22 protein-coding genes, 3 tRNA genes and 2 pseudogenes are annotated in these 26,326 nt (G+C 59.1%); 15 read left to right on the top strand and 12 right to left on the bottom strand.

The window, feature by feature from the left end:
* Positions 1-3 precede the first annotated feature (3 nt).
* Complete coding sequence (locus tag ACSMDR_RS03725; protein WP_005898094.1) at positions 4-1,413, bottom strand: alkaline phosphatase; 1,410 nt, start codon at positions 1,411-1,413, stop codon at positions 4-6.
* A gap of 242 nt (positions 1,414-1,655) precedes the next feature.
* Here ACSMDR_RS03725 and ylqF point away from each other — a divergent pair, with 242 nt between their 5' ends.
* The gene (ylqF, locus tag ACSMDR_RS03720; RefSeq protein ID WP_005898097.1) at positions 1,656-2,603 is read left to right on the top strand and encodes a ribosome biogenesis GTPase YlqF; all 948 of its coding nucleotides are present in this window, start codon (positions 1,656-1,658) and stop codon (positions 2,601-2,603) included.
* 190 nt (positions 2,604-2,793) lie between these two features.
* Here ylqF and ACSMDR_RS03715 read toward each other — a convergent pair whose 3' ends face one another.
* Together ACSMDR_RS03715 and dinG are read right to left on the bottom strand one after the other, a co-directional pair.
* Positions 2,794-3,453 carry a YccT family protein gene (locus ACSMDR_RS03715; RefSeq protein ID WP_436467068.1) on the bottom strand — a complete coding sequence of 220 codons (660 nt, stop codon included), beginning with the start codon at positions 3,451-3,453 and terminating at the stop codon, positions 2,794-2,796.
* A 354-nt stretch (positions 3,454-3,807) separates the two neighbouring features.
* Complete coding sequence (gene dinG / locus ACSMDR_RS03710) at positions 3,808-5,880, bottom strand: ATP-dependent DNA helicase DinG (RefSeq protein WP_436467066.1); 2,073 nt, start codon at positions 5,878-5,880, stop codon at positions 3,808-3,810.
* 384 nt (positions 5,881-6,264) lie between these two features.
* Between dinG and ACSMDR_RS03705 the strand changes: the two genes are divergently transcribed.
* From ACSMDR_RS03705 to ACSMDR_RS03695, 3 genes are all read left to right on the top strand, one after another.
* Entirely contained in the window at positions 6,265-7,368 is a 1,104-nt protein-coding gene (locus ACSMDR_RS03705) for a porin (protein WP_436467065.1), read from the top strand.
* Between the two features lie 205 nt (positions 7,369-7,573).
* Positions 7,574-8,518, top strand: a complete 945-nt coding sequence (locus tag ACSMDR_RS03700) for a hypothetical protein (protein ID WP_436467064.1) — start codon at positions 7,574-7,576, stop codon at positions 8,516-8,518.
* Positions 8,519-8,658: 140 nt separating this feature from the next.
* Positions 8,659-9,849: an amino acid aminotransferase gene (locus tag ACSMDR_RS03695; RefSeq protein WP_436467063.1), complete on the top strand. Its 1,191-nt coding sequence runs from the start codon at positions 8,659-8,661 to the stop codon at positions 9,847-9,849.
* Between the two features lie 89 nt (positions 9,850-9,938).
* Here ACSMDR_RS03695 and ACSMDR_RS03690 read toward each other — a convergent pair whose 3' ends face one another.
* The 3 genes from ACSMDR_RS03690 to ACSMDR_RS03680 all read right to left on the bottom strand — a co-directional run bounded on the left by ACSMDR_RS03690 (position 9,939) and on the right by ACSMDR_RS03680 (position 12,618).
* Positions 9,939-11,459 carry a helicase HerA-like domain-containing protein gene (locus ACSMDR_RS03690; RefSeq protein WP_436467062.1) on the bottom strand — a complete coding sequence of 507 codons (1,521 nt, stop codon included), beginning with the start codon at positions 11,457-11,459 and terminating at the stop codon, positions 9,939-9,941.
* 152 nt (positions 11,460-11,611) lie between these two features.
* Positions 11,612-12,106: a DUF2062 domain-containing protein gene (locus tag ACSMDR_RS03685; RefSeq protein ID WP_005898113.1), complete on the bottom strand. Its 495-nt coding sequence runs from the start codon at positions 12,104-12,106 to the stop codon at positions 11,612-11,614.
* Positions 12,103-12,618, bottom strand: a complete 516-nt coding sequence (locus ACSMDR_RS03680; RefSeq protein WP_005898116.1) for a DUF2062 domain-containing protein — start codon at positions 12,616-12,618, stop codon at positions 12,103-12,105. Before ACSMDR_RS03680 ends, ACSMDR_RS03685 begins: the two co-directional genes overlap by 4 nt.
* Before the next feature lie 27 nt (positions 12,619-12,645).
* Between ACSMDR_RS03680 and ACSMDR_RS03675 the strand changes: the two genes are divergently transcribed.
* The 11 genes from ACSMDR_RS03675 to ACSMDR_RS03625 all read left to right on the top strand — a co-directional run bounded on the left by ACSMDR_RS03675 (position 12,646) and on the right by ACSMDR_RS03625 (position 22,650).
* A complete protein-coding gene (locus ACSMDR_RS03675; RefSeq protein WP_436467061.1) occupies positions 12,646-14,856 on the top strand; it encodes a DNA internalization-related competence protein ComEC/Rec2 in 2,211 nt (736 codons plus the stop codon).
* A 30-nt stretch (positions 14,857-14,886) separates the two neighbouring features.
* Positions 14,887-16,668: a lipid A ABC transporter ATP-binding protein/permease MsbA gene (gene msbA / locus ACSMDR_RS03670; protein ID WP_436467060.1), complete on the top strand. Its 1,782-nt coding sequence runs from the start codon at positions 14,887-14,889 to the stop codon at positions 16,666-16,668.
* On the top strand, positions 16,668-17,654 hold the full coding sequence (lpxK, locus tag ACSMDR_RS03665; protein ID WP_436467059.1) for a tetraacyldisaccharide 4'-kinase: 987 nt from the start codon (positions 16,668-16,670) through the stop codon (positions 17,652-17,654). The genes msbA and lpxK overlap by 1 nt, the downstream gene beginning before the upstream one ends.
* Positions 17,638-17,826: a Trm112 family protein gene (locus ACSMDR_RS03660; RefSeq protein ID WP_005904665.1), complete on the top strand. Its 189-nt coding sequence runs from the start codon at positions 17,638-17,640 to the stop codon at positions 17,824-17,826. The genes lpxK and ACSMDR_RS03660 overlap by 17 nt, the downstream gene beginning before the upstream one ends.
* The gene (kdsB, locus tag ACSMDR_RS03655) at positions 17,823-18,575 is read left to right on the top strand and encodes a 3-deoxy-manno-octulosonate cytidylyltransferase (RefSeq protein ID WP_005904668.1); all 753 of its coding nucleotides are present in this window, start codon (positions 17,823-17,825) and stop codon (positions 18,573-18,575) included. The genes ACSMDR_RS03660 and kdsB overlap by 4 nt, the downstream gene beginning before the upstream one ends.
* A gap of 203 nt (positions 18,576-18,778) precedes the next feature.
* Positions 18,779-19,423: a UvrY/SirA/GacA family response regulator transcription factor gene (gene uvrY, locus ACSMDR_RS03650; RefSeq protein WP_005904670.1), complete on the top strand. Its 645-nt coding sequence runs from the start codon at positions 18,779-18,781 to the stop codon at positions 19,421-19,423.
* 119 nt (positions 19,424-19,542) lie between these two features.
* Positions 19,543-21,396, top strand: coding sequence for an excinuclease ABC subunit UvrC (gene uvrC, locus ACSMDR_RS03645; RefSeq protein WP_436467057.1), 1,854 nt, complete (start codon positions 19,543-19,545; stop codon positions 21,394-21,396).
* Between the two features lie 170 nt (positions 21,397-21,566).
* Positions 21,567-22,121, top strand: a complete 555-nt coding sequence (pgsA, locus tag ACSMDR_RS03640; protein WP_040319236.1) for a CDP-diacylglycerol--glycerol-3-phosphate 3-phosphatidyltransferase — start codon at positions 21,567-21,569, stop codon at positions 22,119-22,121.
* 216 nt (positions 22,122-22,337) lie between these two features.
* Positions 22,338-22,413: transfer RNA gene (locus ACSMDR_RS03635), tRNA-Gly, on the top strand.
* A 35-nt stretch (positions 22,414-22,448) separates the two neighbouring features.
* Positions 22,449-22,522, top strand: a tRNA-Cys gene (locus tag ACSMDR_RS03630).
* Between the two features lie 41 nt (positions 22,523-22,563).
* Positions 22,564-22,650: transfer RNA gene (locus ACSMDR_RS03625), tRNA-Leu, on the top strand.
* A gap of 83 nt (positions 22,651-22,733) precedes the next feature.
* Here the strand turns inward: ACSMDR_RS03625 and ACSMDR_RS03620 are convergent.
* The 6 genes and pseudogenes from ACSMDR_RS03620 to ACSMDR_RS03595 all read right to left on the bottom strand — a co-directional run bounded on the left by ACSMDR_RS03620 (position 22,734) and on the right by ACSMDR_RS03595 (position 26,121).
* On the bottom strand, positions 22,734-23,894 hold the full coding sequence (locus tag ACSMDR_RS03620) for a phage late control D family protein (RefSeq protein WP_436467056.1): 1,161 nt from the start codon (positions 23,892-23,894) through the stop codon (positions 22,734-22,736).
* On the bottom strand, positions 23,894-24,385 hold the full coding sequence (locus ACSMDR_RS03615; protein ID WP_436467055.1) for a phage tail protein: 492 nt from the start codon (positions 24,383-24,385) through the stop codon (positions 23,894-23,896). The genes ACSMDR_RS03620 and ACSMDR_RS03615 overlap by 1 nt, the downstream gene beginning before the upstream one ends.
* Before the next feature lie 12 nt (positions 24,386-24,397).
* Positions 24,398-24,772 (bottom strand): annotated as a pseudogene (locus ACSMDR_RS03610) (phage tail tape measure protein); the annotation flags it as partial.
* Positions 24,763-25,080 (bottom strand): phage major tail tube protein, encoded by a 318-nt coding sequence (locus ACSMDR_RS03605; RefSeq protein WP_436467054.1) that lies wholly within the window; start codon positions 25,078-25,080, stop codon positions 24,763-24,765. The gene ACSMDR_RS03605 and the pseudogene ACSMDR_RS03610, both read right to left, overlap by 10 nt.
* A gap of 9 nt (positions 25,081-25,089) precedes the next feature.
* Positions 25,090-25,905 (bottom strand): annotated as a pseudogene (locus ACSMDR_RS03600) (phage tail sheath C-terminal domain-containing protein); the annotation flags it as partial.
* Between the two features lie 6 nt (positions 25,906-25,911).
* Positions 25,912-26,121: a hypothetical protein gene (locus tag ACSMDR_RS03595; protein WP_436467053.1), complete on the bottom strand. Its 210-nt coding sequence runs from the start codon at positions 26,119-26,121 to the stop codon at positions 25,912-25,914.
* Positions 26,122-26,326 lie beyond the last annotated feature (205 nt).

Here is a 26,326-nt window from a genome sequence, read left to right as displayed (position 1 = left end):
TCCTTAGAGCTGGGCCGCAGCCTTGATCTTGCCAAAGACGGCTGTGTTGTCGAGGGAGCCATGGAAGCTGTCCGCACCCTGGCCAATGGCGCCAAGGAATACATCCGTGCCGCCGTGGGTCTCGCTGCCGAGCTCACCGACTTTGACGACCACCTCCTGGTGGTAGTCATCGGCACCGACGGTGGCGTCGTCCAGCGGGGCCACGCTGGCCCGGGAGCCATCGACCCTGTTGTAGCCGTTGCCAAAGCCGATGATGGTGTAAGGCATGCCGTCGCTATCGAGCAGGTTGTCGCCGTTGACATAATCCTTGGCCAGACCCAATACCCCGGGGTTGCTGGCGGTGGTCTTGCCGGTGCGCTTGGCGTAGCCGTTGAGCACCAGGGTGTGGTCGTGGTCGGCAGTGACCACGATCAGGGTGTTCTTCAGCTCGGGGTCGCTCTTCTTGACCTCATCGATGGCGGCCTGGATGGCGTGGTCGAAGGCGAGGGTATCTTGCAGGGCGCGTTTGGCATTGGTGTCGTGCAGGGCGTGATCGATACGTCCCCCTTCCACCATCAGGAAGTAACCCTTCTCCTTGTCCTTGAGCTGCTTGATGGCCGCCAGTGTCATGTCGCTGAGGGAGGGTTCATCTTGCGGCCTGTCCAGGTCATATTTCATGTGGCTGGCGCCAAACAGGCCTAGCAATGGCTTGCCAGCGGCAGCGCCTTGCAGCTCACCCAGGTTGCTGGCGAACTGGTAGCCCTGGCCCTTCATCTCCTCGATGAGATTGCGCCCATCGGTGCGCTTGCCTTTGTCTGCCTGGGGCAGGAAGAAACTGCTGCCTCCGCCGAGTACCACGTCGATGCCATCCTTGAGAGCCGGATTGTAGCCAGCGCCCCCCGGTACCATCTGCACGGCGATGTCCGCCTCAAGGTCCCGGTTGCAGATATGGGCATAGGTGTCGGCCGGGGTGGCGTGGGTGATGCGGGTGGTGGTCACCACCCCGGTACCGCGCCCATCGGCCTTGGCCAGCTCGAGCAAGGTGGTGACAGGCTTGCCGGCGCTCAAGGCGCAATCGTTCTGCTGGGTGGCATCGCCATCCATGCTGATGACGCCGTTGTTGCTCTTGACTCCTGTCATGTAGGCCGCCATGGAGGGGGCCGAGTCTGTGACCTGGGCATCGTGGGAGAAGGTTTTGATAAACGCCGTCTCTGGCAGGGTATCCATGGTGAGATCCCCCGCTTCCCCGACCCCGTAAATGCGGGCGGCGGTCAGGGTGTTGATCCCCATGCCATCCCCGAGGAAGAAGATCACGTTCTTGGCGCGGGTTTCGCCCGGATTCTTGTCACCACTGTTGTCACTGTCGCTGCTGGAATTGCAACCGGCGGCCAGGGCGGCGCCTATCATGAGTGCAATTCCTGTGATTTTTTTCATGGGTTCGCTCCTTGTAAATCCAGAGCGAAGCCTAGAGAGGCAAGATGACAGTTTGAATGAACTCAGATGACACTATGATTAAACCCATGATGAATTGCCTTGCTAATCAGTTTGTTAATATTTTCTGAAACGTCCCGGCAGCCCCCTTGGCGCAGATCCGCACCAAGGGGAGATAAGAGTCTGTCAATGTGGGGAAAAGCAGGTAAAATGCGCCCCGTTCCGAGCAGAGAAGGTGAGAGAGAATGTCGATTAACTGGTTCCCCGGTCACATGCACAAGGCCCGTAAAGAGATTGCCGAGGTCATGCCCCAGGTCGATGTCATCATAGAGATGCTCGATGCCCGGATCCCCTTCTCCAGCGAGAACCCGCTTGTGCCGGAATTGCGGGGAGATACCCCCGTTATCAAGGTGCTGAACAAGGCTGACTTGGCCGATCCTGCCATCACGGCGCTCTGGGTTGAGCACATGGAAAAGGAGAAGGGGATCAAGGCCCTTCCCCTGACGCAGCAGGAGCCGGAGAAGATCAAGAATCTGCTGGCCCTGTGCCATGAGATGCTGCCGGATCGCAATTTTGATGTGCGCGGGGTGCGCGCCATGATCATGGGCATCCCCAACGTGGGGAAATCCACCCTGATCAACACGCTGGCGGGCCGCACCATAGCCAAGACCGGTAACGAGGCGGGGGTGACCAAGTCCCAGCAGCGGATCAAGCTCGACAACAATGTCATCCTGACCGACACCCCGGGTTTCCTGTGGCCCAAGTTGAATCCACCCTCGTGCGGTTACCGCCTGGCCGTCACCGCCGCCATCAAGGACACTGTCTTTGACTATGCCGACATCGCCATGTTCGCCGCGGATTACTTCATCAAGGCCTATCCAGAGCGGGTCAAGGCGCGCTACCAGATCAGCGATCTGCCCGAGACCGAGATCGAGCTGCTGGAGATGATTGCCCGTCAGCGTGCCTTCGTGCGCAAGGGGGGCTTGGTTGATCTGCACAAGGCATCCGAGATCTTGATCAACGAGTTTCGCTCAGGTTTGTTGGGTCGCATCTCGCTGGAGACACCGGAGATGGTGAGCGCCGAGATAGTGTTGGCGGCCGAAGAGGCGGAGCACAAGGCCAAGGAGAAGGCCGAACGCGAGGAAGTGCGTCAGGCGCGTGCCCGTCGCAAGTATGCCAGGAAGCGCAGCTAACGGACCTGAGCTGCTCAATGACAGAAGAGGCGACCCCGGGGTCGCCTCTTCTGTTTAGATTGACGTTGAAACAGTGGTACGAGTCCTGGCCCAAGGGAAAGGGGTGAGCCAGGATCGCTCACACTGTTCAAGCACGTTGACCAACAACAAGGGGAGCCGAGGCTCCCCTTGTTTTTCTATGGCAATGACCTTACTGCTGCTGGATAACCCAGATCTGGAAGGCTTTGCGCGTCTCGGTATCGGCCTTGTTGTACCAGCTTTGCAGCTGGGTCAGGGCTTCGGGGTTGCTCTGAGCCTTGCTCGGCGCAACCTGCACAGGGGCGCTGGCGGAGGCCATCACGGCGGCGGTGGAGACGGCTACCGTGGTTGGCTGGTTAAACGCCTTGCCCATGGAGATCAGCTCCTGCTGATAGTCACGGGTCAGTTGGAAACCCTCGACTTTGGGCAGGATGAACTGCTCCGTCTTGAGGGACTGGCCGCTCACCTTGTCTTTCAGGACCACGTTCTGGGTCTTGATGAACTGCTGGGCTTCGGCTTCATTACGAGGCTTCTTGTAATCCAGAGTCAGCTGCTGGTTATCCTTGGCAGTGAAGTTGATGACCAGGGGCTCAGCGGTCACGAACTTGGTGTCGTTGCGGCTGGAGTAGTTGCCCTCGAAGGCGACAACCAGTTGATGATCTCCTGCCTCGAGCGGGAAGCTGTTGGACTTGTCGAGCAGCTTGGGATTGATAGATGTGCCATCGATCAACTGCACCACATAGGGTGGGGTGACTTCCAATTTGACATTGGCCAGGGCGCTACCCGCCCACAACAGACCAGCCAGGGCCGGCACCAAAACAGTCAGTTTCATCTCTTCTCCTTGAACAGTCAGGCGATGGCCTGCTGAAAACAGGGGCCATTTTTGCAGGTTTGCACGAGAGCGGCAATAGCCAAGGGGGCACAGCCCTTGTCATGGTAGGCCGCCTCCTCTAATACCCTGTTGCTCAATAGACAGAGCAAGAGACCGGCAAGCTGTCTGCGGCCCTTGTCTCCGATTTGCAAAAGATGCATCGATGTGCGGCTAAAAGAGGCGCAAGGAGAACAGGGCATAAAGCAACCTCGGTCTGCTTGTACCTTGTCGAGGCTCAATCGGTGCGGCGGCTAAAAGCAGGTTCAAGGAGGGTGAGGATCGAACAATCTTGGTCTGCTTGTGCCTTGTCGAGGCTCAATCGATGCGGCGGCTGAACGGGGGCAGGGCATCGAGCAACCCCTTGCCGTAGCGCTTGGTCAAGAGGCGACGATCCAGTATGGTCACCCGCCCCCTGTCCGTCTCTTTGCGGATCAGGCGACCACATGCCTGGATAAGCTTGCGGGAGGCTTCGGGTACCGTCAGCTGCAAGAAAGGATTGCCGCCACGTTGTTCGACCCACTCTGCCGTGGCCTCTTCTACCGGCGAGTTGGGCACGGCGAAGGGGAGCTTGGTGATCACCAGATTGGTAAGATAGTGGCCGGGCAAGTCCAGTCCTTCCGAGAAGCTGCCGGTGCCAAACAGCACGCTGCCCTGTTCTCCATCGCATTTTTGCTTGTGCAGGCTCAGCAGAGCGCTGCGTGACGCCTCGCCCTGTACTAATAAAGAGAGCCCCTTAGCGCGCAATCCTTGCGCCACTTCGTTCATCTGGCGATAGGAGGAGAAGAGCACCAGGCTCGCCTCCTTGCCCGCGATCAGCCGTGGCAGCACCTCAATCAACTCCTGGGTGAAACTGGGGGCGCTGGGTTCATTGGCCATCTTGGGCAGATAAAGCTCCGCCTTCTGGTAATCGAAGGGGGAGCGCAGGCGCAGATAGCGGGTGCCATCATGCTCCTTGAGCCCCACCTGATGGCGAAAATAACTAAAGGAGGAGAGGGCGCTCAGGGTGGCCGAGACCAGCACGGCGCCGAGGCAACGTGACCAGAGCCACTCTTCCAGCAGATAGCCGACCTCGATGGGGGAGGCGTGCAGCCAGATCTCCCCTTCGTCCCCTTTCACCATCCAGCGTGCCATGGGGGTTTTGCCTTGCGGCACATGGCGACCCAGCATCTCCCAGAGGGCGTTGAATCCCTCCAGGCGCTGCAGATGAAAACCGGTCTCGGCCAGCAGCGGCTCGGCCTCCTTGCGGCGGATCTCCCCATCTTTCAGGGCCTCGGCGATGGCACCCTGCATTCTGTCCAGGGCCCGCAGCGCTTTCTTGCTCGCCTCTTTCAGGTTTTCGGCCAGCATGGGCAAGGGCTCGGGCAGTATGCCACCTTCGAATCGATAGTGGGGATCCTGACCAAAGAGCCCTTCATTGGCGCTAAGCCACTGTTCCAGGGCCTTGAGGTCCGGCTGCAAGGAGGCGAGGGCATCTTGCAGTTTGAGCTGGGGGTCGATCAGGCTCTCTTTATTGAGAGTGCGAGTGAGCTTGCCGGCACTCTGGGCCAGCTTCTCCAACCAGCGGCGCGAACCCTTGATGCTGGCGCTGGCCGCCCCATGGTCCCGCGCGATGGTGGGCAGGTGATGGGCCTCGTCTAGCACGTAGAAACACTCATCCGGGCTTGGCAATATGATGCCGCCGCCCATGGTGAGATCCGAGAGCAGCAGGGCGTGATTGACCACCAGGACGTCGGCGGCCTCCATGTCATTGCGAGCCCGATGGAAGGGACAGTGCTGATGATGGCTGAGTGCCTTGTTGCAACTGTGGCGATCGGCGGCGATACGTAGCCAGCCTAGATCGGGTATGGGATCTGGCCAGTTGTCACGATCCCCATCCCATTTGCCATCGGTATAGGCCTGCCAGAGGGCTTGGTAGAGACTCCGGTCACTGGCGCTTGGCTTGTGCTTGCTCAGTGCCTCGAAGTTGAATTCAAAATTGCTCATATCGGCGCCGCTTGCCGCTTGTTCCAGCAAGTGTTCGCAGCAGTAGCGCTGCCGTCCCTTGACCAGCATGAACTTGAATGGCAGTTCACTGTGGCGATGATAGAAGGGCAGGTCCTTGTGGATCAGCTGCTCTTGCAGCGCCACTGTCGCGGTGGAGATGATGAGCTTCTTCTGGCCAAGGCGGGCCACGGGAATGGCTCCTTGTGCATAGGAGAGGGATTTGCCTATGCCGGTTCCTGCCTCGGCCACCAGAATGCGGCGGGATCTGTCATATTCCCCGGTGAGCGTCTTGGCTATCTCTGCCACCAGGAAGTTCTGCTCTTTGCGCGGCATGAAACCGGGCAAGCTGTCGGCAATCTGGCGATAGGTAGCACGTATGCTGGCTTTGAGACGGGTAGATAACATGGGCTTGATGGGCGCGCGGCTTAGGGGGCAGAAACACAGGATACCCGTAACTCGGCTGCCGGGTCGAGGCCGTGATGACAGACCCTGCATTACGCTGTCGCCATATGTTCCGCCGTGGCGACAAAACACCTTGGGACTCAACTTTCGGAGTGTAGAAAAGCAGCGTTTTTCGCTGTAAACGTTTTCCCTCGCGAAGGCGCAATAGATGGGAGCGAGATCACATTTTTCTCCCTATGACTATCGATCCACCGAAAAGTTCCAAGTTTTTTCATTGCGGATTGCAAAACCCGATGCTAGTCTCGGGCCCCATAGTGATGCAAAGAACATCGCTAACACAGGGAATAACAACAACTTAGTGTTTAATTACAGTAGGCATTGGAAACTATGAAAAAGACAATTCTGGCTATTGCTATCCCGGCTCTGTTTGCTTCCGCCGCTAACGCCGCGGTCATCTATGACAAAGACGGTGTGACTTTTGACGTTTACGGCCGTGTTCAGGCTAACTACTACGGTGACCACAATAAATCGGTCAGCGGTACAACAGACTCTTATAAGTTTGATTCTAAGACTGGTAAGACAGTATTCGTACCAGGCAGCGCTGGTGGTTACGAAGACGTCGATGGTGAGCTGGTTGGTTCTTCCCGTCTGGGTTGGTCCGGCAAAGTTGCCCTGAACGACACCTGGTCTGGTATCGCCAAGACCGAGTGGCAGGTTTCTGCCGAAAACTCCGACAACAAATTCAACTCCCGTCACATCTACGTGGGTCTGGACGGTAGCCAGTACGGTAAGATCATCTTCGGTCAGACCGACACCGCCTTCTACGATGCCCTGGAAGCGACCGATATCTTCAACGAATGGGGTGACGTAGGTAACTTCTACGACGGTCGTCAGGAAGGTCAAGTTATCTATTCCAACAGCTTCGGCGGTTTCTCCGGCAAACTGTCCTACCAGACCAACGATGATGTCGCTGTTAAAGTCTCTGACGTCGGTCAAGGCGTGAAAGAAGACGCCGTCTTCGGTGATGATGTCAAGCGTAACTACGGCTTCGCTGCTGCTGCCGGTTACGACTTCGACTTCGGTCTGGGCTTCGATGCCGCCTACTCCACTTCCGAGCTGGAGAACGCTGCTGGCAACAAAGGTAATAAAGACGAGTGGGCCATCGGTGCCAACTACGCCATCAACGGTTTCTACTTCGCCGGTATGTACACCCAGGGTAAACTGGACAACGACAACACCGGTTGGGATGGCAAGGGCCGTGGCTACGAGCTGGCTGCTTCCTACAACGTTGACGCCTGGACCTTCCTGGCTGGTTACAACTTCACCGAAGCCAAAGACAACGGCAACAGCTACGAAGATCAAGTTGATGAAACCCTGCTGGGCGTTCAGTACAACTTCACTTCCAAGTTCAAAGCCTATACCGAGTACAAAATCCAGGGTATCGACAACTTGGACGACGAGTGGACTGTTGCCCTGCAATACAACTTCTAATCTCGGCTCCCTTGTATAGGGAAATGAAATTGAGTTGATGAAACGGCCAAGCTTGCTTGGCCGTTTTGCTTTTCTCTTTTCTCTTACTTTTTTCTTCTTTGGCCTGCCCTGCGCCACATCACGTTGTCTACTTCCCCAGCTTGGTATCAGCTTCACTATTCGTTAGATTAATCAGCTTGTTACCCCGACAGGGAAGGAGCGGGCCTTGATCGATTTCACTCATCCGGCGTGGCAGACGTTTGCCCAGCAATTATTGGCGCAGGATGTGGTCAGTGTGCGGGATAGAAACCTGCAACCTCTCATCGGCCTGCTGCGCAGTCATCAACTGCTGCTCTCCCTCGGCGCCCATCAATATCAGCTCACGCCGGCGGGCCGACGTTACTTGCAGCGCGAACTCACCCTGGCCAAGTTGTCTGTTGCCCCGCCAAGTCCGGAGGAGTGGATCCATGCCCAAGGCTGGCAGCTCAAGGAGAGGGTCAACCAGCGGGTACTCGCTGCCCTCTATCGCAAGGATGAGCAGCCATTTAGCACCGCCGAGCAGATAGATTTTGAAGACAAGGGGATCAGTCTGTGTGGCGATGGCCTCCTCAGGCTGAGGGCGAGCCACCCCTTTAGTCTGTTTTTGCAGGGAGGGCAATTGCTTGATGCCGCGCCCTGGTTGCAGGGGGTGGGTGAGATCAGCTTGCCGGAGCGCAGTCTGGCACGGCTTGGCAAGTTGATCTGGCCAGGTCAGGAGCCCGTCCGGGTCATCACCACCGATAACCTCGGGATTTTCACTGAACTGGTGATGCCAAAAGACAGCATCCTGGTATGGGGGGATCGCGAGGCGCCGCACCTGCTGACGCCCTTGCTGGCCGCCTTGCCCCCCGGGGTTAGCTGGCACCATATCACGAGTCTGGATCCGGCGGGGGCGGCGCGGGTGCAGGCTCTGGCCGCGCGTATCGCGCGCCCGGCAAGCTGGTGGCTACCTCGGGATCTGGCACCGTTCATGACGCACTATGGCAGTCCCCTGGCGGGAGCAAGAGCCTGGGAGCCCAGCGTGCTGCCCCGCGCTTTTCGCACAGCCTGCCATCCGCTGATTGCCGCGCGGCAGGGGCTCAGTGCCGAGGTAATGGCACTGGCTTCGAGCTGGGATGCCGTGTCCGGATAGTCGGCAAAACATGGAACTAAAAAGCGGTTTTCCCACCTGATGGGCGGTGGTATAAAGAGGAAGCGCAGCGCCGCCAAAGGGCCGCTGTGTTTACCATCCAGGACGCCCCCCAATAAAATCAATGGAACACAGGGAAAACCATGTTTGAAAAGGTTGTTGCCGCCCCAGCGGATCCGATTCTGGGCCTGACCGATGCCTTCCGCGCCGATCCTCGTACCGACAAGATCAATCTCGGGGTAGGGATCTACAAGGATGAATCCGGAGCCACTCCTATTCTGCGCAGTGTTAAACAAGCCGAGCAGATCCTGCTCAATGACGAGAAGAGCAAGAACTACCTCGGCATCGAGGGCACGGCCGCCTATGGCGCCGTCGTGCAACAGCTGCTGTTTGGCAAGGGCGCCGAGCTTATCAACAGCGGTCGGGTCAAGACGGCGCAGGCGCCGGGGGGCACGGGTGCCCTGCGTATCGCCGCCGAGTTTGTGGTGCGCAACAACTTGAGCAAGACGGTCTGGATCTCGGATCCAACCTGGGCCAACCACGTCAGCGTCTTCCAGGCCGCCGGCCTTGAGGTGAAGTGGTACAAATATTACGATCCTAGCCGCAAAGGGCTCGATTTCTCCGCCATGCAAGCCTCTCTGGCCGAGGCGCAAGCGGGCGATCTGGTGCTGCTGCACGGTTGCTGCCACAACCCGACCGGCATAGATCCGACCCGTGAGCAGTGGCAAGCCCTGGCCGAGCAGAGCCTGGCCGCTGGCTGGTTGCCGCTGTTTGACTTCGCCTATCAGGGGTTTGCCCGTGGTATCGAAGAGGATGCCGAGGGGCTGCGTATCTTCGCTGCCAGTCACGACGAGTTGCTGGTTGCGAGCTCTTTCTCCAAGAACTTCGGGCTCTACAACGAACGGGTCGGTGCCTTTACGTTGGTCAGCGCCAGCAAGGCCGTTGCCGATGTGGCCTTCACCCAGGTCAAGACGGTGATCCGTGCCAACTACTCCAACCCGCCTTCCCATGGGGCTGCCGTGGTGACCACCATAGTGCAGGATGAAGCCCTGTATGCCGAGTGGGTGGCTGAGGTGGCCGAGATGCGAGTGCGCATTCGCGAGATGCGCGAGCTGCTGGTGGAGAAGCTTGCAGCGCTGGGGATTGCTCAGGACTTCAGCTTTATCCGTGAGCAAAATGGCATGTTCTCTTTCTCCGGATTGGACAAGGCCCAGGTTGAACGGCTCAAGCAGGAATTTGGCATCTATATCGTGGGTTCTGGCCGCATCAGCGTGGCGGGTATCACTCATGCTAATATCGATCCCCTGTGCGATGCCATCGCCAAGGTGATCTGACGACAGCCTTCACTCTCTCGAGTGAGTGGCTTAGGTCAGAAACAAAGAGGCCCGCATGATGCGGGCCTCTCTTCATTTATATAGCCTTGTCAGCGGCGACGCTTACTGTTGCCTCCGAGCAGGGATCCGAGCACGCCCCGTATCAGCTGGCGACCCATTTCGTTTCCCAAGGTGCGAGCCACACTCTTGGCTGCCGTCTGCACCACTCCATCGTGCTGGCCACCCCGGGGGCCGGTGCGGCCAAACAGTATCTCGCTGATAGATCCAAACAGGCCGCCCTCAGGTTCGGCTTGCTCGGAGACCTTGCCGGACAGGGGTGGCTCAGGCGCGGCTTGAGCTTGTCCTTTCAGCCGTTCGAAGGCGGACTCCCTGTCCTGGGTCTGTTCATACTGGCCAAACAACAAGGAACCCTTGATGAGGGCTTGACGTTCGGGCGTCGTGAGCGGGCCTATTCGGCTGGCGGGGGGCGCTATCAGAGCCCGCTCCACGACCTGAGGGCGGCCCTTTTCATCCAGGGTCGAGACCAGTGCCTCACCGACACCGAGTTCAGTGATGACGCCGGCGGCGTCAAAGGCCGGATTTGCCCTGAGGGTGTCGGCCGCGATACGTACCGCCTTCTGATCCTGCGGGGTGAAGGCTCGCAGAGCATGTTGTACCCGGTTGCCGAGTTGACCCAGCACGCTGGCCGGGATGTCGGCCGGACTCTGGGTCACGAAATAGACGCCCACCCCTTTGGAGCGAATGAGCCGCACCACCAGTTCTATCTTTTCCAGCAGTGCCTTGGGGGTGTCGTTGAACAGCAGGTGCGCCTCGTCGAAGAAGAACACCAGCTTGGGTTTATCGGGATCGCCAATTTCGGGCAGCTGTTCGAACAGTTCGGAGAGCAGCCACAGCAGGAAGCAGGCGTAAAGGCGGCTCGACTGGGTCAACTTGTCCGCTGCCAGTATGTTGATGTGGCCACGGCCCCGTTCATCGGTCTGCAGCAGATCCTGGATGTCGAGCATGGGTTCGCCGAAGAAGTGATCGGCTCCGGCCCGCTCAAGGCTGAGCAGATTGCGCAAGATGGCGCCGACCGACGCGCTTGATACATTGCCATAACTGGTGGTGAGCCGTTTGGCATTCTCGCCGACGAACTGCACCATGGCGCGCAGGTCCTTGAGATCGAGCAGTAACAGCCCCTCATCATCGGCTACCTTGAAGACCAGCTCCAATACGCCGCTCTGGGTATCATTGAGGCCAAGCAACCGCGCGAGCAGCAAAGGGCCCATGTCGGAGATGGTGGCGCGCACCGGGTGGCCCTGCTCACTATAAAGATCCCAGAATACCACCGGGCTGGCGCAAAAGACGGGGGCCTCAATGCCCATTTGACCGAGTCGCTCCTCGAGCTTGGGGGAGCTAGTCCCCGCCGCGCCCAGGCCGCTGAGATCGCCCTTTACGTCAGCCAGAAAGACGGGGACCCCCTGATTGGAGAAACCCTCCGCCAGCACTTGCAATGTCACTGTCTTGCCTGTCCCGGTTGCTCCCGTTATCAGACCATGGCGATTGGCCTTGGCGGGTAGCAACGAGAGGGAGTTTTTGCCGGCATAGGCGAGGATCCGCGGGTCAGCCATGGGAGCTCCTTGTGGCAGGTTCGAGTAGCAACCGATTGATTGTATTCAGTGTGGTGCCAAGATGGGCCCCTGACAAGGGGCCGTTAGAGCGGGGGAGAATCAACGCTGGGCAACACGCCTGTCACGAAGAGGAGACGGGGGTTATACCGGTTTTAACCTGTTCGATGACGGCGAAACAAGCGGAGCAATAGCGCGCAAAGCAGCCCTCCCAGGCTCGCGGTCAACAGGCCAAGCAGCAGGCTGCCGAGCAGGAAAGGGGGCAACAGGCTGGCGGCCTCCTGCTCGAACCAGGCCAGCGACCACTCCAGATGAAAAGGGGCCGGGGTCAGTTGCAGCAGTGTGCAGCCGGTACGATAAGCCCACAGATACATGAAGGGCAGGGTAATGGGGTTGTTGAACCAGACCGCCAGCAGAGCCAGGGGCAGATTGAGGCTAAAAAGCACTGCCAGTCCCACGGCGATCAGGCTGTGCATCGGCAGGGGCACCCAGGATGCGAACAACCCCGCAGCGCAGGCACCGGATAGCGCCCGGGTGCCCGATTGCCAAAGCGCCGGTGCGAACAGGCGTTCGCCAAACAGAGCAAACCACTTGTGCTGGCGTAGCTGCTCTGGAGTGACCTTTAATCGACTGCGCCAGTGGTTGTTCATTCTTTGTCCGCGCCGCGGTTACGCCATTGGCGCACTATGCTCAGCCGCCAGAGGCCGCGTACTACCACATAACCGGTGATGGAGCTGAGGATGGCCAGTACCAGGGAGCCGAGCAGCAGAGGCGGGGCTATGGTCTCGAAGACAGATGTCAGCCAGCTCCAGGTAAATTCAATCTCTATATGCTGGGAGGGTTGGCCCAGCAGATGACAGCCAACCACATAGGCGGCGTAGAACAGCGGCGGCATGGTGAGGGGGTTGGTGAGCCAGACCAGGGCAACCGAGAGCGGCAGGTTGACGCGAAACAGGATGGCGCCACCGGCGGCCAACAGCATCTGGAAGGGGACGGGGATCCAGGCCATGAAGAGACCGACCGCAAAGGCGCCAGCGGCGGAGCGGCGATTTAAATGCCAGAGATTGGCGTCGAGCAGCAGGTCGCCGAAAAGACGTAAGTGCTTGTGTTCCTTGAGCGTTTTATGATCCGGCATCCAGCGTTTAATGAGATGTTTGGGCATAATGAAACCTTGCTAAATACTTGCTCCATGGATCTGCGTTTATTGTCGTTTGCCCTCGGGGCAAGCTCCTGTCTGCTTTGGCCATGGTTGCCTTCATTCCAATGGGGGGGATTATGGCTGTCCCTGCTGATCCCCTTCTGTTTTATACGCGCCTGGCGGCTGCTGTTTCTGCTATTGGGCATCCTCTGGATGCAAGTAAACATGCAGGCTCGGCTCTCCTGGTTGGACACCCTGGGGGAGCAGGCGAGCCACATCATAACCGCACAGTTGCAAAGTGCAGAGCCTCAAAATGATAATTTTACGCGACTACAACTTAAGGTCATCGAGCTTGATGGTCGCAGCTTACCCCTGCCTCCCTTGGTACGCATCAATGCTTACCAAACTTTACCCGAGCTGACATCGGGCTCGATCCTGACCCTGGCAGCCTCTCTCAAACCCGCCCATGGCTTGGCCAATGAGGCCGGCATGGATGGTCGTCGCCTGTTGCTGGGCAAGGGGATCAGCGCGACCGGCAACCTGCGTCGCCTTATTCGGGTCGAGCTCGAGCCACCCGGTTGGCGGACACTCTGGCTGGCCAGTGCCGGGCAAGCCTGGCAAGGGCTGGCGCAGGCGCCTTTGCTAGCAGCGCTCACCTTTGGCGAACAAGGTGGCATTTCGGACCGCCAATGGGAGCTGTTTCGCGGCGCAGGCCTGACCCACATCATCGCCATCTCGGGTCAGCATATTGCCCTGGTCGCCGTGCTGGGTTTCTGGCTGGGGCGACTGTTTGGGCTGAAAGGGGCGCTGGTCGGCACTCTGCTCTTTGCCGGTACATACAGTTGGTTGGCGGGTTTTGCGGTGGCGACCGAGCGGGCCCTCATCATGGTGTTGGTCTGGAGTATGCTGCGAGTATGGAAAAGGGATTGGCCCCCGTATCGAGTCTGGTTACTGGCCTTTGTGGCCATCTTGCTGTGGGACCCTTTTGCACTCTTCGCCGCCGGATTCTGGCTCTCTTTCCTGGCGGTGGCGCTCTTGATGGGGGCGAGTTACCTCTATGGCAGACCCAGTCTGCTGCGGCTACAAGGGATCTTGCTGCTCGGTTTGTTGCCGCTGCAACTTGCGTTGTTCGAGGGAATGGCGCCTTTGGCGCTGGTTATCAATCTGCTCGCCTTGCCGCTCTTTTGCCTCTTCATCATCCCTCTGGCACTGATTGCGGTACTGGTGAGTCTCTTCTCCCCGAGCCTCGCTCATGGCCTGTTCTGGCTGGCAGATGGGGCGCTCGGTTATCTCATGGTCAGTCTGGAGTGGCTCAATAGCCAGTGGTCACTCTGGTGGCCGCTACCAGGCTGGGCGCTGCCGCTGAGTATCTTGCTCCTGCTGGGCTGGCTAGCCTGCACCCTGCCTGGCGGTCGCTGGCTTGGTTTACCGCTGCTCGCCGCCGCCTTGCTTGCCTGCTGGCCGGCGCCACCCAGTTGGCAGGTCAGAGTGCTGGATGTGGGGCAGGGGTTGGCGGTGCTGCTCAGTAGCCGTGGTCATCACATCCTGTTTGATACCGGCGATCGCTATCCCGGTGGCTACAACATGGCGGATGCGGCCATCTTGCCGCTGCTGCATCGGCTGTCGGTCGATGAGCTTGACATCTTGATCCTGAGTCACAAAGACCGGGATCATGCGGGCAACAGGGAGGCCCTGCACGCAGCGCTGTCGGTCAGGGCTGAGTACTCTTCTTACGCTTTCTCGCCTGGCACACAGGCTTGTCAGCGCGGTCAGCAATGGCTGTGGCAAGGATTGACGCTGCGCATGCTGTGGCCGGAGCGCAGCGGCGCCGGACGCAACAATGATGGCTGCGTGCTGCAGATAAGCGATGGCCGGGTGAGTGTGCTGCTGAGCGCCGACATAGAGCGGGAAGCCGAAGCGCGCCTGCTGGCGCTCGAAGGGCAGGGGCTGCACAGCACAGTGCTGGTCAGTCCGCATCATGGTAGCAAAACCTCTTCAACCCCGGGCTTCGTGGCCGCCGTTGCGGCAAGGGAGGTGATCCACAGCGCCGGTTTCATGAACCGCTGGCACTTTCCACGGCCTGAAGTCGTGGCGCGCTATCGCGCCCTGGTGCCCGATTCACGGCAATGGGTCAGTGGGCAGTCGGGGGCGATTTTGATTGAGGTGGGGCCAAATGGACTTGATATCCAGGGGGAGCGAGATACCGGTCCCTGGTATCGACGCAGTGGAGCTTGGTGGAAACCACAGCTTTGGCTAGAATAGCCCGTCATTTCCCATTTATAACGGCGATTCATGCAACAAGATAACTCTCAAGATACCTCTCAAGAGAGCTGGCCCGTGTTCAAGCGGCTGCTCGCCTACGTTCGCGATCGCAAGCTGGGTCTGGCGGGCGGCATCATCGGCATGCTGGGCTATGCGGCGGTCGACACCGCCTTCGTCTACTCCATCAAGCCGCTGATCGATCAGGGTATCAATGGTAACGACAAGACGGTGCTGACCTGGATGCCCTTCTTCGTATTGGGCATAGTCGCGCTGCGCGGCGTCGCAACCTTCCTTTCCACGTTCTGCATGGCCTGGGTCGGTAACCATGTGGTGCTCAAGTTGCAGCAGCAGGTGTTCAATCATCTGATGGCCATGCCGATGAGCTTCTTCGACCGGCAGAATACCGGCGCCCTGCTCTCCAAGGTGACCTATGATGCGAGCCAGGTCTCCTCTGCGGCGAGCTCGACTCTGGTCTCCATCGTGCGAGAGGGGGCGACCGTTATTGGCCTGCTCGGCTTGATGTTCTGGCACTCCTGGCAGCTCTCCATCATCTTCCTGGTGGTGGGCCCCGTGGTCGGTGTCTTGATTAGCTTCATCAGCCGCCGTTTCCGCACCATCAGCCGTCAGATCCAGAAGGCGATGGGCAACATTACCACCTCGACCGAGCAGATGCTCAAGGGTCACAAGGAGGTGTTGATGTTCGGTGGCCAGGAGGTGGAGTCCAAGCGCTTCTTCCGCGTCAGCAACCATATGCGTCAGCAAAACATGAAAATGGTCGCGGCCAATGCCATCGGCACACCCGTGGTGCAGATGGTGGCGTCCATCGCCCTGGCTGTCTTCCTTTATGCGGCGACGGTCGACGGGGTGCGTGAGACCCTGACTGCGGGCACCTTCACCGTCATGATCACCTCGATGATGATGCTGCTCAAGCCGCTGAAAAGCCTGACCGACATCAACAACCAGTTCCAGAAGGGCATCACTGCCTGCCAGAGTCTGTTTGGCCTGCTCGACAGCGAACCTGAACCCGATACCGGTACGCGTCCTCTGGACAGGGCCCGGGGCGAGATCGAGTTTCGCAATGTCACCTTTACCTACCCGACCAAGCTGACCCCGGCGCTGCACAATGTCAGCTTCAAGGTCGAGGCGGGCAAGTCCGTGGCGCTGGTGGGGCGCTCGGGCTCTGGCAAGAGTACCATCGCCAGCCTGCTGACCCGTTTCTACGACATAGACGAAGGGGAGATCCTGCTCGATGGGATCAACATCCAGGAGTACCGCTTGAGCGATCTGCGCAAGCAATACGCCCTGGTTTCCCAGCATGTGCATCTGTTCAACGACAGTGTCGCCAACAACATCGCCTATGCTGCCGGAGATCGCTATAGCCTCGAGCAGATCCGTCATGCCGCCGTGGTGGCCCATGCCGATGAGTTCGTCAGCAAGATGAGCGAGGGTTACGATACCGTGGTGGGCGAGAATGGCGCCTCACTGTCCGGTGGCCAGCGCCAGCGTATCGCCATCGCCCGCGCCCTGTTGCGCGATGCCCCCGTGCTGCTGCTCGATGAAGCGACGTCCGCACTGGATACCGAATCCGAGCGTCACATTCAGGCCGCCATCGACGAGCTCTGCAAGGCCCGCACCTCCCTGGTGATCGCGCATCGCCTCTCCACCATAGAGAAGGCGGACGAGATCCTGGTGATTGATGAGGGGCGCATCGTCGAGCGCGGCAACCATGAAGCCTTGATGGCTCATGGGGGCACCTATGCCCAGCTGCGCGCCATCCAGTTTGGCGACATGTCTGTGGGAAATAAAGGCTGATGCTGGCTCGGCTCTGGTATGGGCAGAGTGGCTGGCGCTGGTTGCTGGCCCCCTTTGCCCTGCTGTTTGGCCTCATCAGCGGCCTGCGTCGCCTTGCTTTTCGGCGTGGCTGGCTGGGGGCCTATCGCGCCGGTCTGCCGGTGATCGTGGTCGGCAACCTCTCGGTTGGCGGCAATGGCAAGACGCCGGTGGTGATCTGGCTGGTGGAGCAGTTGCAGGCTCGTGGCTGGCGACCCGGTGTGGTCAGCCGCGGTTATGGTGGCAAGGCTCCCCATTATCCTTATCGACTCGATGCTGGCAGTACGACCGCAGAGGCGGGGGACGAGCCGGTGCTCATCGCCCGCCGTTGTGGCTGCCCCGTGGTGGTGGCGCCAGTGCGGGCCGATGCGGTGCGACTGCTTGAGGCAAGTGGCGAAGTAGACATCATCATTACCGACGATGGCCTGCAGCACTACGCCCTGGCGCGAGATATCGAACTGGTGGTGGTGGATGGCGTGCGCCGCTTTGGCAACCGCTGCCTGCTGCCCATGGGACCACTACGGGAACCCCTTTCCAGGCTCAGGCGCGTTCATGCCGTGCTCTGTAACGGTGGTGAACCTGGCCCCGGGGAGTACGGTATGCAGCTGGTGGCGGCCAAGCCACGCCGGGTGCTGGACGATGCGTCCCCGGATGCTCCCTTGGGGCCCGAGATCGATGCCCTGGCGGGTATCGGCCATCCCCCTCGTTTCTTTGCGACCCTGACCGAGCTGGGTTATAAGCTGCGCCAGGCTCAGGGGTACGCGGATCATCACCCCTTCGATCGCAGCGAGCTTCTCGCCCGTTTTGCGGATCGTCCCCTGTTTATGACCGAGAAAGATGCCGTCAAGTGCCGCGCCTTTGCGCAGCCGAATTGGTGGTATCTGCCGGTCAGTGCCGAGCTGCCTCAGGCATTGCTCGACACCCTGTTGAAATCCTTGAAGGAGTCTCGTTTTGGCACTGGACATTAAGCTGCTCGACATCATTGCCTGCCCGGTCTGCAAGGGCAAACTGCAATACCACAAGGAAGCGGGCGAACTCATCTGCCGCTTCGACAAACTGGCCTATCCCCTGGAAGAGGGTATCCCCGTGCTGCTGGAGAACCGTGCCCGTAGCCTGACCAGTGATGAGCTGCCCTCATGAGCTTCGTGGTGGTCATTCCGGCTCGTTACGCCTCAACCCGTCTGCCAGGCAAGCCCCTGGCAGACATCCATGGTCGGCCGATGATCGCCCATGTGGTGGCCAAGGCGCACCAGTCCGGGGCCGAGCGAGTCATTGTTGCCACTGATGATGAGCGGGTGCGTGCTGCCCTGTGCGAGAGCGGGGTCGAGGTGTGCATGACCTCCGCCGATCACCAGTCTGGTACCGAGCGCCTGGCCGAGGTGTGCCGTCACTACGGCTTTGCAGCCGATACCATAGTGGTCAATGTGCAAGGGGATGAGCCACTCATTCCCCCGGCGATTATCCGTCAGGTGGCCGATAACCTGGCCGGGGCCAGTGCGCCCATGGCCACTCTGTCGGTGCCCATCACAGCGGCGGAGGAGGTGTTCAATCCCAATGCGGTCAAGGTCGTGACCGACAAGGATGGCTACGCCCTCTACTTCAGCCGTGCTCCCATTCCCTGGGATAGAGATGGCTTCGCTGCCAGCAAGGAGCAGGTAGGCCCCTGGTTCCAGCGCCATATCGGTATCTATGCCTATCGCGCTGGTTTCATCGAGCGCTATGTGGCCTGGGCGCCGAGTCAGCTCGAACAGGTGGAGTCTCTCGAGCAGCTGCGGGTGCTCTGGTATGGCGAGAAGATCCATGTGGCCCAGGCGCTGGAGGCGCCGCCGGTGGGTGTCGATACCCAGGCCGATCTGGACAAGGTACGGGCCCTGCTGGCGGCATCTTGATGGTGCTTCCCATGGTTGAAACGGCATCTTCGGAGGCCGTTTTTTGTTGATGGCTTATATAGTTATTTGATTAATAACGTTATTTATGTGCTTCCTCAAACTTTTCCCCGCCATGATTTGCCAAATCGATCAGTTTGGTTATGATGCAAGACGCCGTGTTAACCCTAACTGGCGCATAACAAGATAAGAAACGGGGTGTTTGGGTGATAAATGTATTCCTGGTCGATGATCATGAGTTGGTGCGTACAGGGATAAGACGCATTCTGGAAGACGTCCGTGGTATCAAGGTGGTGGGCGAGGTACAGAGTGGCGAATTGGCGGTCACTTTCTGCCGTCAACATCACCCGGATGTGATCCTGATGGATATGAACATGCCTGGTATCGGCGGGCTGGAAGCGACCCGCAAGATCCTGAGGTTGCGGCCCGATGTTCGCATCATAGTGCTGACCATTCATTCTGAAAATCCCTTCCCGACCAAGGTGATGCAGGCGGGGGCCGCCGGCTATCTCACCAAGGGTGCTGCGCCGGAAGAGATGATCCATGCCATTCGCCTGGTACACTCGGGGCAGCGTTACATCTCCCCCGAGATAGCCCAGCAGATGGCGCTAAGCCAGTTTGCCTCCGCCGACGAGAACCCCTTCAAGTCTCTGTCCGAGCGCGAACTGCAGATCATGATGATGATCACCAAGGGTCAGAAGGTGACCGATATCTCAGAGCAGCTCAATCTGAGCCCGAAAACGGTCAACAGCTACCGTTACCGGCTGTTTAGCAAGCTCGATATCAATGGCGATGTAGAGCTCACTCATCTGGCCATTCGTTATGGCATGCTCGATGCCGATACCCTGTAACGATGGATGCGAGTGAAATATAAAGAGGCGGCTTGAGCCGCCTTTTGCGTTTTTGGGCGGCGGCAAGGTAAGCTGCTGCCATCCAAGCCCTTTCGTTTCGCTGCCAAGCCGAGAGCCTTATGACTACCAGCCCCCCCTCTTCCTTCGACAGCAAAGCCTTCCTCAAGGTGGTCAGCCACCAGAGCGGCGTCTACCGCATGTATGACAGTGGCGGCACCGTCATCTATGTGGGCAAGGCGAAGGATCTGAAAAATCGGCTCGCCTCCTATTTTCGCAGCAAGGTCGACAGCATCAAGACCCGTACCCTGGTGCGCCAGATCAGCGATATTCAGGTGACGGTGACCCACACCGAGACCGAGGCGCTGATCCTCGAGCACAACCTCATCAAGCAATATCAACCGCGTTACAACGTGCTGCTACGCGATGACAAGTCCTACCCCTGGATAGTCATCACCGGCCACCGCCATCCGCGGATCGGCCTGCACCGGGGGGCGCGCAAGTTAAAGGGCGACTATTTCGGCCCTTACCCCTCAGGAGGCGCGGTACGGGAGAGTCTGCACCTGATGCAGAAAATATTTCCGGTGCGTCAATGCGAAGATGCGGTTTATGCCAACCGCAGTCGCCCCTGCCTGCTCTATCAACTCAAGCGTTGCGCCGGTCCCTGCGTGGCCGGTCTGGTGAGCGAAGAGGAGTATGCCCAGCAGGTCGAGCTAGCCCGATTGTTTCTGGCGGGCAAAAACCAGCAGGTAATAGGCTCGCTGGTGGGCAAGATGGAGTCTGCCAGTGGTGATCTGCGTTTCGAGGAGGCGGCCCGCTATCGGGATCAGATCCAGGCGCTGCGCAGGGTGACTGAGCAGCAGTCGGTGAGCGGCAACGTGCTGGACGAGCTGGACGTGGTCGGGGTGGCCTTCGAACAAGGTACCGCTTGTATCCATGTGCTATTCATTCGCCAGGGCAAGGTGCTAGGCTCGCGCAGCTATTTCCCCAAGGTGCCCGCCGATACCGATCTCGATGAGGTGGTGCAGTCTTTCCTGCTGCAGTTTTACCTGTCGGGGCAGGGCGGGCGTCAGATCCCCAGCGAAGTGCTGCTCGATGTGGCCCTGGAGGATGAGGCACTCATCGCCGACACCCTGAGCCAGACCGCGGGTTACAAGGTGCGGGTGCAGAGCCGCACTCGGGCCGAGCGGGCCCGCTTCATCAAGCTTGCCGCCATCAATGCCCAGAGTGCGCTGCGCTCGCGTCTGGCTCATCAGAGCACAATGGCGGCGCGTCTGGCTCAGCTCGAGGAGTTGCTCGAACTCGATGGCCCCATCAACCGCATGGAGTGCTTCGATATTTCCCACACCATGGGGGAGCGTACCGTGGCGTCTTGCGTGGTGTTCAACCGCGATGGGCCCTTCAGCGCCGAGTATCGTCGCTTCAACATCGAGGGGATCACCGGTGGTGATGACTATGCCGCCATGGAGCAGGTGCTGGAGCGCCGTTTTGGCAAGCAGCAGGAGCCGGACAAGGTGCCGGATGTGCTCTTCATCGATGGCGGTCTCGGTCAGTTGCGCCGCGCCGAGGAGATACTGGCTCGCCAGCTGGATTTTTTGGGGGGCAAGCATCCCCTGCTTATCGGCATCGCCAAGGGGGTAACCCGCAAGGCGGGGTTGGAGACCCTCATCATGGGAGAGAGCCATGAAGAGCTTCATCTGCCGGCAGACATGCCCGCTCTGCACTTGATCCAGCACATCCGTGACGAATCTCACCGCTTCGCCATCACGGGTCACAGGGCTCGCCGTGCCAAGGCGCGCACCACCAGTACCCTGGAAGATATCCCGGGGGTGGGCCCGAAACGGCGTCAGGCGCTGCTCAAGTATCTGGGGGGCCTGCAGGAGGTGAAGAAGGCCAGCGTTGATGATCTGGCCCGGGTACCCGGCATCAGTACCGAACTGGCACAAGCCATTCATGAGGCGCTGCACGGCCATTGAGCATCACGGCATGCATAAGGGCCGTGACGGGGAGGGGGCCAAAATGTCATAATGGCCCGGTATTTCAAGGTTATTGATGGATTAATAAACTAAGGCGGGTGCCAGCCCGGTTGCCACGGTAACCGGCTTGGGGCTACCATCTAGCGGCATACAAGAAGTGGCTGAAAATAATGACAAATATTCCTAATCTTTTGACGTTTTTCCGGATATTGCTGATCCCCGTCTTCGTCGTCCTGTTCTATTTACCCTACCAGTGGTCCTATCTGGCGGCGGCTGTCGTCTTCTTCCTGGCGGCAGCCACCGACTGGTTCGATGGCTACCTGGCCCGCAAGCTCAACCAGTCCACCGCCTTCGGGGCCTTTCTCGATCCCGTCGCCGACAAGATCATGGTCGCCGCCGCCCTGGTCGTCATCGTCGAACACTACAACACCGTCTGGGTCACCATACCCGCCATGACCATGATAGGGCGCGAGATCATCATCTCGGCCCTGCGCGAATGGATGGCCGAGCTCGGCAAGCGCTCCTCGGTGGCGGTAAGCTGGATTGGCAAGTGGAAGACCATGATCCAGATGGCCTCGCTAACCGGCCTCATCTGGCAATATGATATCTGGATGGTATGGTGCTCTTACCTGCTGCTCTATGTTGCGACAGTGCTCACCTTCTGGTCCATGTTCCAGTACCTGAGAGCGGCCTGGGCGGATCTCACCTACCACTCCCGCTTCTGATCGAAAACGCCCTATCATCTCCACTGCCCGCCCGCTAGTGTGCCTGGAGCAAGAGTAGTGGTTTAGTGCTTTGGGTCGAAGTAATGACAACAAGCACTGAAAAAAGACAAAAAGTGTAAAAAATGGTCGAACGATCAGAGTATTAAATATTTGGGGTTGACTGGTGAGCCAGCATCGCTAGAATGCGTCTCGTAGTCAGGCGTTACGCCAGACCCTGCGGGAATAGCTCAGTTGGTAGAGCACGACCTTGCCAAGGTCGGGGTCGCGAGTTCGAGTCTCGTTTCCCGCTCCAAATTTTGACAATAGAGAGCCAACTCTCTTTTGCATGGCGCGTTAGCAAAGCGGTTATGCAGCGGATTGCAAATCCGTTTAGTCCGGTTCGACTCCGGAACGTGCCTCCATATTGATAAGCTTGCACTGCGAGCTTGATACCGATTGCGGTGCCCGAGTGGTGAAATCGGTAGACACAAGGGATTTAAAATCCCTCGCTTTTCGAGGCGTGCCGGTTCGATTCCGGCCTCGGGCACCATTAAAATCAAAGACTTACGAAGGCCACTAGCGATAGTGGCCTTTTTGTTTTTTCCTCAGTGTCCACATTTGATCCACACAGAATTATTCCGGCAGTTCTTCCAGCTTCACTTCGAGTTGCAGGCGGTTGGTGTAGCCCTGATTGGTGAGGTCATGGACCACCTGGGTGAGTAGCCAGGGAGCCGCGTCAATGTCGGGTTTGAAACCCCTGACGGTGGTGGGTTGTTCCGGGTAGAGCTCGGGGCGTCCCTTTGCCAGGGTGATGTTGAACTCGGCCACGCCGCGCTGTAGCTTTTCCCATTCAGCCCGGGCGGCCCGCATGGCGTTATTTTGGTTGGCGTAGATGTGGCGTAGCTCTTTGACGTTCTCGCTGCTGCCGACCAGCAGCTCGTTTTCTTTCTTGTTGACCACGACCCCGGGCGGCAATGGCCGTTCCTGCTTCGGTTTGGCCATCTTCTTGCGCTTCACCTCGATTTTCATTTTCTCGGCGGTCTTGTTGTCTTGCCAGTAGGCGGTCACGCCGGTGTACGCATCCCGGTCGGCAACCGAGAAACGATGCTGATCGCCATCCCTACGGGTGATGGTGATGGCGGGCAGGGGCTGGCCACTCGCGGTGGTGCCCTGGCCCGCCTTGATGAACATCAGTCTGGCAGATTTGACGGTGGCGATGGCATCGCACTGGCCAGCCAGGCGGGTGAGAAAGGCGAGATCGCTTTCGTTGGTCTGGTCGATGTGGTCGATCAGTTGTCCCTTGAGCGAGTCACCGACGCAGGGGGTGAGCTGATAGGGGGCGGCGAGCTGTTCGACGATGCTGCTGACGGTGGCTTGATGCCAGCTGCGCTCGCGCAGCTTGTTCATGCCGCCGCGCAGGTCGGCCGATTTGCCCCTGATGGTAAGCACGTCAGGGGCCCCGCCGTGCTCCACTTCGTCGATTTTGTAGGTGCCCTTGTCGACCAGGGCGCTGCCTTGCCAGCCGATGAGGGCTCGCAGGGTGGCACCTCGGCGTGGCATGTCGAGCTTGCCATCGCTGTCATCGAGGATGATCTCGATGGTGTCGGCCGAAAAGCCCCGGTTGTCAGTGATGGACATCGACATAAGGCGTGGACGGATGGCCGCTGAGATGTCATTGCCATCAACCAACACCTGATATCCCGGTATCGGATGGCCTTGGCGCAGGGCATCGAGCGGATTGGTGATACCTACATTCTCGGCCAGGCGGCTGCCGAACTGGTTGAAGGCGTCCATCACAGGATCCCCCCGAGTTTGCCACCGACACTGCTGATCAGTTTACCCACACCTAATCGCCCAACCAGGTTGCCAGCGGTTCGGCCCAGCAATGTGTTGCCGAGCGAGCTGTCGTTGTCATCGACCCGCTTTAGCTTGATGGTGAACTCGATTTTTCTGGCGGTGCCATCAGCGAAGAACTCGCTGCGGGTGGTGCCGATGCTCTCGATCACGAAGGAGCCACGCATCACACCATCGCCCTGGATCAGGGGGAAGGCTTGGCCACTGTCGCCCATCTGATTGAGCATATCGAGGGAGACGGGGCCACCGGTCAGCTCGGGGAGTAGCACCCCGCTGAAGGTGCTGGTTTCGTCATCCGGGCCGAGGTACTGATAGCCCGGGCGGGCGCCGACCCGGTTATTGCCAGGGTGACGCCATGCCCGGTCGTCTTGTTGGGTAAGGGGGGCCAAGGTCGAGCGCATAAATACGAACCAGCCCAGGGTCATCATCATGGTGTCAGCTCCTTAGTTGCGGTCGGTCAGAGAGGACCGGCCTCTGGCGGCGGCCTGCCGCTCGCGCCGATCCAGTTCGCGGCTGACCTCTTGCGCCACGTCCGCGCCGGATTGCCCTGGTTGCTGGACGATGTGGATCGGGGCGTTGATCTGGGTGGTGGTGCTGCCTCTGGCCACCGGTTTGGGAGTGGCAACTATACGTGGGCCGTATCCGGACCCACCGGCCAATGCAGGGGTGTTGTAGTTGCCGGTAAGGTATCCCGATTGCTTGACGTTGGCCGCGACTGAACCGCCCCCTTTCATCCAATCAGGCAGCAGGTCGGTGAGGGCTTTTATCTTGTTTTTCAGACTTTCCCATTTGGCGCTTATGCCGCCAATCAGACGATCTCGACGGCTATCACTTCACCAGTGTCATCACGTTGGGTTGAACCCGCAAAACGCAGGCTAGTGCCGTCAGCTTTGGGCTCACCCATGCAGCGCAGGAGCTGGTCGCCGTAACCGCCGAAGGTGAAGGAGACATCAAGCGCGCTGTCATCCAACCCCATGTCGATGTTGACGGCGCCGCCCATGCCGCCGCCACGATAGGCTTCGAACTTGCGGGAGAGCTTGGCCGGGGTGAAGTCTTCCGCTTCACCGACCCAGTTGTCGCCATTGAGAAAGACATTGAGGCGTTTGATTTTGCGAGGCAGTGACATGGGGGCTCCTTATGCGGCGGCCGCGACGCGGGCGCCAAAGTCGATCAGGTAGGAATCGGTGATGCGCTGCTGGAAGCCGAGGTCTTCGAGCGGCGGTACCGGGGTGTAGTCGTAATCGATGCGCAGCTTGCCAGCCTTGAGGGTGTCTTTGTCGTTGAGCTCCTCGTTGTACCAGCAGTCGAAGCCGAGCAGGTACCCGCCGGTGACCAGTTCGCGGCCCTTGGCCTTGATGCCCTCGATGATGTCTTTCACCAGGGTGGGGGTCATGGGCTTGTCGACGGCCCACATGTGCGCCTCGGCCATGGTGTCAGCCAGGATCTGGGCGGTGCGGGTGTAGTTCTCGAAGGCGAACAGGGGATCGTCCGAACAGGTGCGGTTGCCCCAATAGCGGAAGCCGTTGGCCTGGATCAGGCAAGTCACCTCGTTGGCGTTGAGCAGGCCGACCTCGGTGTCGGGGTCTTGCAGATCCCAGAACAGAGATTTGGTCGTGCCATCAACCCCGGTCACGGCGACGTTGGACAGGGTCTTGTGCCAGCCGATCTCTTTGTCTATGAGCGCCCGCAGTGCGGCGGCTTTGAGGCAGGCATCGAGCTTGACGCTGGCATTGTCGGCAACGTCCCACGCCGTCCAGTCTGCATGGATCAACATCAGTTCACGGCTGGTGAAGTTTTCACGGTAGGCCAGTGCGGCTTCGATGGTGTCGGCGATGGTCGGCACGTAGGCAAAGGCGCGCAGTTTCTTGGCCATGCCAGCCAGGGCGGTGGCCACGGCTAAGGTGCAGTTGTCCGGCACGCAGAGAATGCGGGGCTTGACACCGGTTTGAGGCCGGTGTCAGGTGATAACTAGATCTGTACACATATTGGCGCGCTTGCCATGGCCTAACATGGCGATCCAGCGATACTCGGCTTGCGTATGCTCACGAGCGATGAACCAGAGGCAGCCCAGGGCTCCTCCCACCCCCCACAGGCTATAGCGGGTGCCGATAATGGTCTGTCCTGCAACAGCCATCAGTGCGTGGTAAACCGGTGAGATATCGGGCATATACACCTTACTTAAAGTATGTGGTTCGCTTGTCGAAGAGACATTGTCAAAACGTCCAGATTGCTGGAAGGGTTGGGCCCGCTCCCCCGTAATGAAAACACAGTCGCTTGTTGCTACGATGGCGGACAGGTCAACGGTGGTGGGCCAGATAGTACAACCAATCAGTTTTGTATGTTTGTCTAGTCTGTGGTTGGCGGGGGCACCG

Origin of the sequence: Aeromonas molluscorum (assembly GCF_051376105.1) — a bacterium.
Classification (GTDB): Bacteria; Pseudomonadota; Gammaproteobacteria; order Enterobacterales; family Aeromonadaceae; genus Aeromonas; species Aeromonas molluscorum.
The sequence above is the reverse complement of the archived record's forward strand: the minus strand, read 5'-3'. Positions and strand labels throughout refer to the sequence as shown.

Excerpts from the sequence above, each read along its gene's own strand:
- ACSMDR_RS03725 (WP_005898094.1), bottom strand. The coding sequence starts at position 1,413 with ATGAAAAAAATCACAGGAATTGCACTCATGATAGGCGCCGCCCTGGCC.
- ylqF (WP_005898097.1), top strand. The coding sequence starts at position 1,656 with ATGTCGATTAACTGGTTCCCCGGTCACATGCACAAGGCCCGTAAAGAG.
- ACSMDR_RS03715 (WP_436467068.1), bottom strand. The coding sequence starts at position 3,453 with ATGAAACTGACTGTTTTGGTGCCGGCCCTGGCTGGTCTGTTGTGGGCG.
- dinG (WP_436467066.1), bottom strand. The coding sequence starts at position 5,880 with ATGTTATCTACCCGTCTCAAAGCCAGCATACGTGCTACCTATCGCCAG.
- ACSMDR_RS03705 (WP_436467065.1), top strand. The coding sequence starts at position 6,265 with ATGAAAAAGACAATTCTGGCTATTGCTATCCCGGCTCTGTTTGCTTCC.
- ACSMDR_RS03695 (WP_436467063.1), top strand. The coding sequence starts at position 8,659 with ATGTTTGAAAAGGTTGTTGCCGCCCCAGCGGATCCGATTCTGGGCCTG.
- ACSMDR_RS03690 (WP_436467062.1), bottom strand. The coding sequence starts at position 11,459 with ATGGCTGACCCGCGGATCCTCGCCTATGCCGGCAAAAACTCCCTCTCG.
- ACSMDR_RS03685 (WP_005898113.1), bottom strand. The coding sequence starts at position 12,106 with ATGAACAACCACTGGCGCAGTCGATTAAAGGTCACTCCAGAGCAGCTA.
- ACSMDR_RS03680 (WP_005898116.1), bottom strand. The coding sequence starts at position 12,618 with ATGCCCAAACATCTCATTAAACGCTGGATGCCGGATCATAAAACGCTC.
- ACSMDR_RS03675 (WP_436467061.1), top strand. The coding sequence starts at position 12,646 with ATGGATCTGCGTTTATTGTCGTTTGCCCTCGGGGCAAGCTCCTGTCTG.
- msbA (WP_436467060.1), top strand. The coding sequence starts at position 14,887 with ATGCAACAAGATAACTCTCAAGATACCTCTCAAGAGAGCTGGCCCGTG.
- lpxK (WP_436467059.1), top strand. The coding sequence starts at position 16,668 with ATGCTGGCTCGGCTCTGGTATGGGCAGAGTGGCTGGCGCTGGTTGCTG.
- kdsB (WP_005904668.1), top strand. The coding sequence starts at position 17,823 with ATGAGCTTCGTGGTGGTCATTCCGGCTCGTTACGCCTCAACCCGTCTG.
- uvrC (WP_436467057.1), top strand. The coding sequence starts at position 19,543 with ATGACTACCAGCCCCCCCTCTTCCTTCGACAGCAAAGCCTTCCTCAAG.
- pgsA (WP_040319236.1), top strand. The coding sequence starts at position 21,567 with ATGACAAATATTCCTAATCTTTTGACGTTTTTCCGGATATTGCTGATC.
- ACSMDR_RS03620 (WP_436467056.1), bottom strand. The coding sequence starts at position 23,894 with ATGGACGCCTTCAACCAGTTCGGCAGCCGCCTGGCCGAGAATGTAGGT.
- ACSMDR_RS03615 (WP_436467055.1), bottom strand. The coding sequence starts at position 24,385 with ATGATGATGACCCTGGGCTGGTTCGTATTTATGCGCTCGACCTTGGCC.
- ACSMDR_RS03605 (WP_436467054.1), bottom strand. The coding sequence starts at position 25,080 with ATGTCACTGCCTCGCAAAATCAAACGCCTCAATGTCTTTCTCAATGGC.
- ACSMDR_RS03595 (WP_436467053.1), bottom strand. The coding sequence starts at position 26,121 with ATGCCCGATATCTCACCGGTTTACCACGCACTGATGGCTGTTGCAGGA.